This is a genomic window from Actinocorallia lasiicapitis (genome assembly GCF_054778695.1).
This window is the reverse complement of the sequence record NZ_BAAGZI010000386.1, coordinates 1-5,449: the sequence shown is the minus strand read 5'-3', so window position 1 is coordinate 5,449 and position 5,449 is coordinate 1. Positions and strand designations below refer to the sequence as shown.

At 70.9% G+C, this 5,449-nt stretch carries 6 protein-coding genes; 2 read left to right on the top strand and 4 right to left on the bottom strand.

What is annotated here, in order from left to right:
• Positions 1-96 precede the first annotated feature (96 nt).
• Positions 97-597 carry a DUF6912 family protein gene (locus ACYVE7_RS28310; protein WP_460368831.1) on the bottom strand — a complete coding sequence of 167 codons (501 nt, stop codon included), beginning with the start codon at positions 595-597 and terminating at the stop codon, positions 97-99.
• Between the two features lie 34 nt (positions 598-631).
• Positions 632-1,273 (bottom strand): HAD family hydrolase, encoded by a 642-nt coding sequence (locus tag ACYVE7_RS28305; protein WP_460368830.1) that lies wholly within the window; start codon positions 1,271-1,273, stop codon positions 632-634.
• A gap of 63 nt (positions 1,274-1,336) precedes the next feature.
• On the opposite strand from ACYVE7_RS28305, the gene ACYVE7_RS28300 reads away from it, so the two are divergent.
• Positions 1,337-2,533, top strand: coding sequence for an acyl-CoA dehydrogenase family protein (locus tag ACYVE7_RS28300; RefSeq protein WP_460368828.1), 1,197 nt, complete (start codon positions 1,337-1,339; stop codon positions 2,531-2,533).
• On the opposite strand, the gene murQ is transcribed toward ACYVE7_RS28300, so the two are convergent.
• Entirely contained in the window at positions 2,506-3,441 is a 936-nt protein-coding gene (murQ, locus tag ACYVE7_RS28295) for an N-acetylmuramic acid 6-phosphate etherase (protein WP_460368826.1), read from the bottom strand. The two genes, ACYVE7_RS28300 and murQ, sit on opposite strands and share 28 nt — an antisense overlap.
• Complete coding sequence (locus tag ACYVE7_RS28290) at positions 3,438-4,358, bottom strand: MurR/RpiR family transcriptional regulator (RefSeq protein ID WP_460368824.1); 921 nt, start codon at positions 4,356-4,358, stop codon at positions 3,438-3,440. Before ACYVE7_RS28290 ends, murQ begins: the two co-directional genes overlap by 4 nt.
• Before the next feature lie 90 nt (positions 4,359-4,448).
• Between ACYVE7_RS28290 and ACYVE7_RS28285 the strand changes: the two genes are divergently transcribed.
• Positions 4,449-5,441, top strand: coding sequence for an N-acetylglucosamine kinase (locus tag ACYVE7_RS28285; protein WP_460368822.1), 993 nt, complete (start codon positions 4,449-4,451; stop codon positions 5,439-5,441).
• The last annotated feature ends 8 nt before the right edge of the window (positions 5,442-5,449 follow it).

Sequence of the window (5,449 nt, the reverse complement as noted above, 5' to 3'; positions counted from 1 at the left end):
CCGCCGAGCCCGCACCGCCTCCGCGGCCCGAGCCGCCGCCCGCTCCGAACTCCCCGCCCTCCAAACCCTCGGCCTCTGACGGGCCGAGGGCGCCGGTCAGGTCAGGTCGGCGAGTTCCTGGGTGGCGTACCACATGAGTTCGTGGCCTTCGGCGCCGTCGACGGTGAACTGGGCGTCGAGGTCGCCCTGGTCGGCGGCGCCGAGGGCGGCCGCCGCGGCGGCGATGTCGGGGGTGGCGGCGGGGTCGTCGACATGGCCGGAAGCGATCTTCCGGACCGGGATGACGTCGCGGAGACGGACCTCGGCGCGGTCGGAGTCGCCGAGGTTCTCATAGCCGCCCTCGTAGGCGACGGCCCCGTCCGGGACCTCGGCGGACAGGACGACACGGCGCGCCGGGGCGTCCGGGTCGCCCGCCAGGAGGCGGAGCGAGGCACGGGCCGCCGACAGCATGGCCGAGTACTCCAGCTCCTCCTGGTCGCCGTCGGCGTACCACTCGCGGAGGGCCGGGGTGACGGCGTAGGCGTGGTGGACGGCCAGTTCGCCCTCGGCGAGCGCCTTCGCGAGCAGCGGGAGCGTGACGGGCAGGTAGACGCGCATCTCCCCAGTCTGCCAGGTCGGTGCGGCGCCCCCGTCAACCCGGCAGGGTGAACAGCTCCGCCAGCCGCGCCCGGGTCAGCGCCGGGTCGGTGTGCAGCACTCCCGTCATCCCGAGGGCCTCGGCGGCCTCGACGTTGTGCACGATGTCGTCGATAAACACGCACTCGGCGGGCGTCAGGCCCAGCAGATCGACGGTGTGGTGGAAGATCTCCGCGCCGGGCTTGCGCATCCGGACCTCACCGGAGATCACGACGGCGTCGAACAGGTCGGCCCACCGGTCGCGCGGGTAGGTGTTGCCCCACGAGTTCGACAGCAGCGCGGTCGCCAGCCCGGCCCGCCGGCACTCCTGGATCGTCGCGTACATGGGTTCGACGGGCGCGAACTCGGCGAACATCCGGTCGAGCAGCCCGTCGGCGGGCACCTCGAGGCCGTCCACGGTGCGCAGTTCGAACGCGAGCAGCCGCTCGAACTCGGCGGGCGACAGCGACCCGTCCTCCAGCCCGTGGATCAGGCTGGGCGCGCCGGTCCCGGCGTACGCGCCGTCCAGCCAGGTCCGCATGACGCCCTTGTAGTGCTCGGCGTCGATCCGGTCGGCGGCCAGCCAGGCGTTGACGGCGTGGTTGATCGGGGAGGTGAGGACGCCGCCCCAGTCGGTGATCACAGCGCGGAGGGTCATGGCCGTAGCGTACGGCCCGCCCGTGTAAGTGCCGACTGACCGGGGTCTGGTTGACTTGCCCGTATGGACTTCGAGCTGAGCCCCAGGGCGCGCGACTACTCGGCCAGACTGCACGAGTTCATGGACGCGCACGTCTATCCCGCCGAGCCCGTCTACAAGGCGTGGCGCGCCGCCAACGACGAGCACGCGCTGCCCCCGATCGTCGAGGAGCTGAAGGCCGAGGCGCGCTCCCGCGGCCTGTGGAACCTGTTCCTCCCGGACGTCGGCGGCCTCACCAACCTCGAGTACGCGACGCTCGCCGAGATCACCGGCCGCAGCCCGGATCTGGCCCCCGAGGCCCTGAACTGCGCCGCTCCCGACACGGGCAACATGGAAGTCCTGCACATGTTCGGCACGGACGAGCAGCGCGAGCGGTGGCTCGAACCGCTACTCAACGGCGAGATCCGCAGCGCGTTCGCCATGACGGAGCCCGACGTCGCCAGCTCCGACGCCACCAACATCGGCACCTCGATCCGCCGCGAAGGCGACGAATACGTGATCAACGGCCGTAAATGGTGGATCACCGGTTCCGCCGACGAACGCTGCAAGATCTTCATCGTGATGGGCAAGACCGACCCCGACGCGCCCGCCCACCGGCAGCAGTCCCAGATCCTGGTCCCGCGCGACACCCCCGGCCTGACCATCGTCCGCCATCTGCCGGTCTTCGGCTACCAGGACCAGCACGGCCACTCCGAGCTGCTGTTCGAGGACGTCCGGGTGCCCGCCGCCCATCTGATCGGCGCCGAGGGCGACGGGTTCGCGATCTCCCAGGCCCGGCTCGGCCCCGGCCGGATCCACCACTGCATGAGGGCGCTGGGCATGGCCGAACGCGCGCTGGAACTGATGTGCCGGCGGGCCGCCGGACGGGTGGCGTTCGGCGGCCCGCTGGCCTCGCAGGGAGTCGTGCAGCAGCAGATCGCCGAAAGCCGGATGGCCATCGAGCAGGCTCGGCTGCTGACGTTGAAGACGGCGTGGCTGATCGACCGGCACGGCGCCAAGGGCGCGCGCACCGAGATCGCCGCCATCAAGGTGGTGGTTCCGCGGACCGCGTTCGAGGTCGTCGACCGGGCGATCCAGATCCATGGGGGAGCGGGGGTCTCCGACGACTTCCCCCTGGCGCAGATGTACACCTGGATCAGAGCGATGCGGATCTTCGACGGTCCGGACGAGGTGCACGTCCGTACCGTCGCCCGTCAGGAGCTGAGGCCGTATCTCTCCTGATCGCGGTCGAGCTCCAGCAGTGCCAGGGCCTCTTTCACGGCGCCGCCCGCTTCGCCCAGCGCGTGCGCGGCGCTCTGCGGGGTGACATCGGCGAGCAGGGTGATCAGTGCCACCCGGGTGTCGCCGCCGGCTTCGGCGAGGGCGTGTTCGCAGGTCCGCGCGTCGAGTCCGGTGGCTTCGACGAGGATGCGGATGAGCCGGCGGCGGAGTTTGGAGTTGAGCGCGTTCACGCTCACCATCAGATTGGAGTAGGTGCGGCCCAGTCTGATCATGACGGCCGTGGAGAAGGAGTTCAGCACCATCTTGGTGGCTGTGCCCGCCTTCATCCGGGTCGAGCCGCTGATCACTTCCGGTCCGGTGTCGAGCCCGATATGGACGTCCACCTCGCCGCCGAACCAGCTCGCGGGATTGGCGGAGATCAGTCCGGTGGACGCCCCGGCCAGCGCCGCCTGGCGGAGCGCGCCGACGACGTACGGGGTGGTGCCGCTGGCGGCGATCCCGATGGCGACGTCGCCGTCCCGGACCGTCGCCGCGTCGTGCGCGCCCAGCTCGACGTCGTCTTCGACGCCCTCCACCGCGGACGACAGCGCCCCGGCCCCGCCGGCGTGGTGGGCGACGACCCACTCGGGCGGCGTGCCGAAGGTCGGCGGCAGCTCGGCGGCGTCGATGAAGCCGAGCCGCCCCGACGTTCCGGCGCCGAAGTAGTGCACCCGCCTTCCGTTCCGCAGCGCCGCGACGGCGAGATCGGCCAGCTCGGCGATCTGGGGAAGCACCTGCGCGACGGCCAGGGGGACGCGCTCGTCCTCCTCGTTGATCCGCTGGAGCACTTCGAGTGTGGGGAGTTCGTCGATGTCGAGCGTGCGCGGGTTGCGGCGCTCGGTGGGCAGATCGATGGGAAGGTCGCTCAACGGCGTTTCCTCTCCGGACGGACGCTGCGGCCGTGGACCGCGTTGAAGGTGGCCTCCAGGGCGTCCCTGGTCGGCTCATAGGTCTGGCGCGCCACCCCCACGAAGACGCAGTCGATGACGGTGAGCTGGGCCAGACGGCTCGCGGTGGCGCCGGACCGGAAGGTGGTCTCCCGTGCGGCGGTGGTGAGGACCAGGTCCGCGGACTCGGCGATGGGCGATTTCGGGTAGTTGGTCAGGGCTATGGTCGTGGCTCCCCTTCCTGCGGCTACAGCCAGCGCGTCAAGCGTTTCGACGGTGGTTCCGCTGTGTGAGATACCCACTGCTACGTCACCCGGCTGGAGAACTGCCGCACTCGTCAGCATGATGTGTGCATCGGACCATGCGTAGGAGGTGTGCCCGATGCGGTGCAGTTTCTGCTGAAAGTCGAGCGCGACGAAGGCGCTGGCGCCCACTCCGTACACATCGACGCGTCGCGCGCCCACGACGACGTCGATTACTCGTGCCAGGGTCTTCAGGTCGAGCTGTGCCGCGGTCTCCTCCACCGCCCGCGCGTCGGCGAAGGTGACCTTCTCCACAACATCCTCAAGAGTGTCATCGGGCCCGATGTCACTGCCGACCACCCGGCCGCCCTGAGCCGACTGAGCGCGACCGGCTTCGGTCGCGAGCGTCAATCGCAACTCCGGATATCCGGTGAAGCCGATAGCACGGCAGAACCGGATGACGGTCGTCTCCGAGGTCCCGCACGCCTGGGCCAGCTCCGTGATCGTGGAGTTGGCGACCCCCTCCGGGTCTTCCACGACCCGCTGGGCCACGCGGCGCTCGGCGGGCGGGAGGGAGGGGAGCAGTGACCGGACCCGAACCACCGTGCTGAGTGGAGGTGCAGCGTGTCCCGTCTCTTGACCTTCGGGTTTCCTCATGGAAGAAAGTTTCTAACAAGGGGTTTGTCGCGTCAACGCCGGAAGGTCTACGGACGTGATGTGATGATGGATTTGGTCAGTCCCAACGCCATGTACGTGATCGGAATCGACGCCGGGGGAACTCATACCCGCTGCGCGCTGGCCACACTCGACGGCACCGTCGTCGGGGCCGGGCAGGGGCCGGGGGCCAACCCGAACTCCGGCGGCGATCCGGAGACCGCCCTGTTCACCGCGCTCCGCGAGGCCACAGACGGCATCGACCCGTCGGCCGTCATCGGCGGGGTCTTCGGGATCGCGGGCGCCGGCGCGGCCGGACGTCCCGTGCTGGTGTCGGCCTCGCAGAAGGCGTGGTCGTCGCTCGGAATGCAGGGCGAGCCGGAGGTTTTCACCGACATCGCCATCAACTTCGCGTCCGGCACCCCGGCGACCACGGGGATCGTCGTGTTCGCCGGGACGGGGGCTGGCGCGGCCGTGATCCGCGACGGCGAGATCGTCCGCCGGGCCGACGGCTACGGCTACCTGCTCGGCGACGAGGGCTCCGCCGTGTGGATCGGCCGGCAGGGCGTCAAGGCGGCGCGGTCCGAGATGGACGGCCGCGGCGCCCCCACGATCCTGTCCGATCTGGTGCCGCGCGCCCTGCTCGGCCAGGCGGCGATGGCGGAGCTGTCGCCGCGTCCGCGTCTCCAGCTCGTCTCGGCGGGCCCGGCCCGTCACTTTCCGCCGTCGTCGCCGAGCCTCCTCCCGCAGGCCATCCTGAAGGAGGTCTACGGCAAACCCCCCGCGGCTCTCGGCCGGATCGGCCCCGTCGTCTCCGCGGCGGCCGAGACGGGCGACCCGGTCGCCTGCCGCATCGTCCAGGAGGCCGCCGACTGGCTCCTCATGGACGTCGACGCCGTCCGCCCCGCCCTGGACGACCCCCACGCCCCCGTAGTCCTAGCCGGCTCAGTCCTCTCCAACGGCCCCGTAGCCGACCTAGTCCGCTCCGGCCTGCAATCCCGCTTCTCCACCCCCCCCACCCCCGCAGGCGACGGCGCCGCCGGCGCCGCCCGAATGGCCATCCGCCGCCTAGCCCCCGCCGCCTAACCCCCACC

Bases quoted from the DNA above. Each gene is read 5' to 3' on its own strand.
- ACYVE7_RS28285 (WP_460368822.1), top strand. From the start codon at position 4,449: ATGTACGTGATCGGAATCGACGCCGGGGGAACTCATACCCGCTGCGCG.
- ACYVE7_RS28290 (WP_460368824.1), bottom strand. From the start codon at position 4,358: ATGAGGAAACCCGAAGGTCAAGAGACGGGACACGCTGCACCTCCACTC.
- ACYVE7_RS28305 (WP_460368830.1), bottom strand. From the start codon at position 1,273: ATGACCCTCCGCGCTGTGATCACCGACTGGGGCGGCGTCCTCACCTCC.
- ACYVE7_RS28310 (WP_460368831.1), bottom strand. From the start codon at position 597: ATGCGCGTCTACCTGCCCGTCACGCTCCCGCTGCTCGCGAAGGCGCTC.
- ACYVE7_RS28300 (WP_460368828.1), top strand. From the start codon at position 1,337: ATGGACTTCGAGCTGAGCCCCAGGGCGCGCGACTACTCGGCCAGACTG.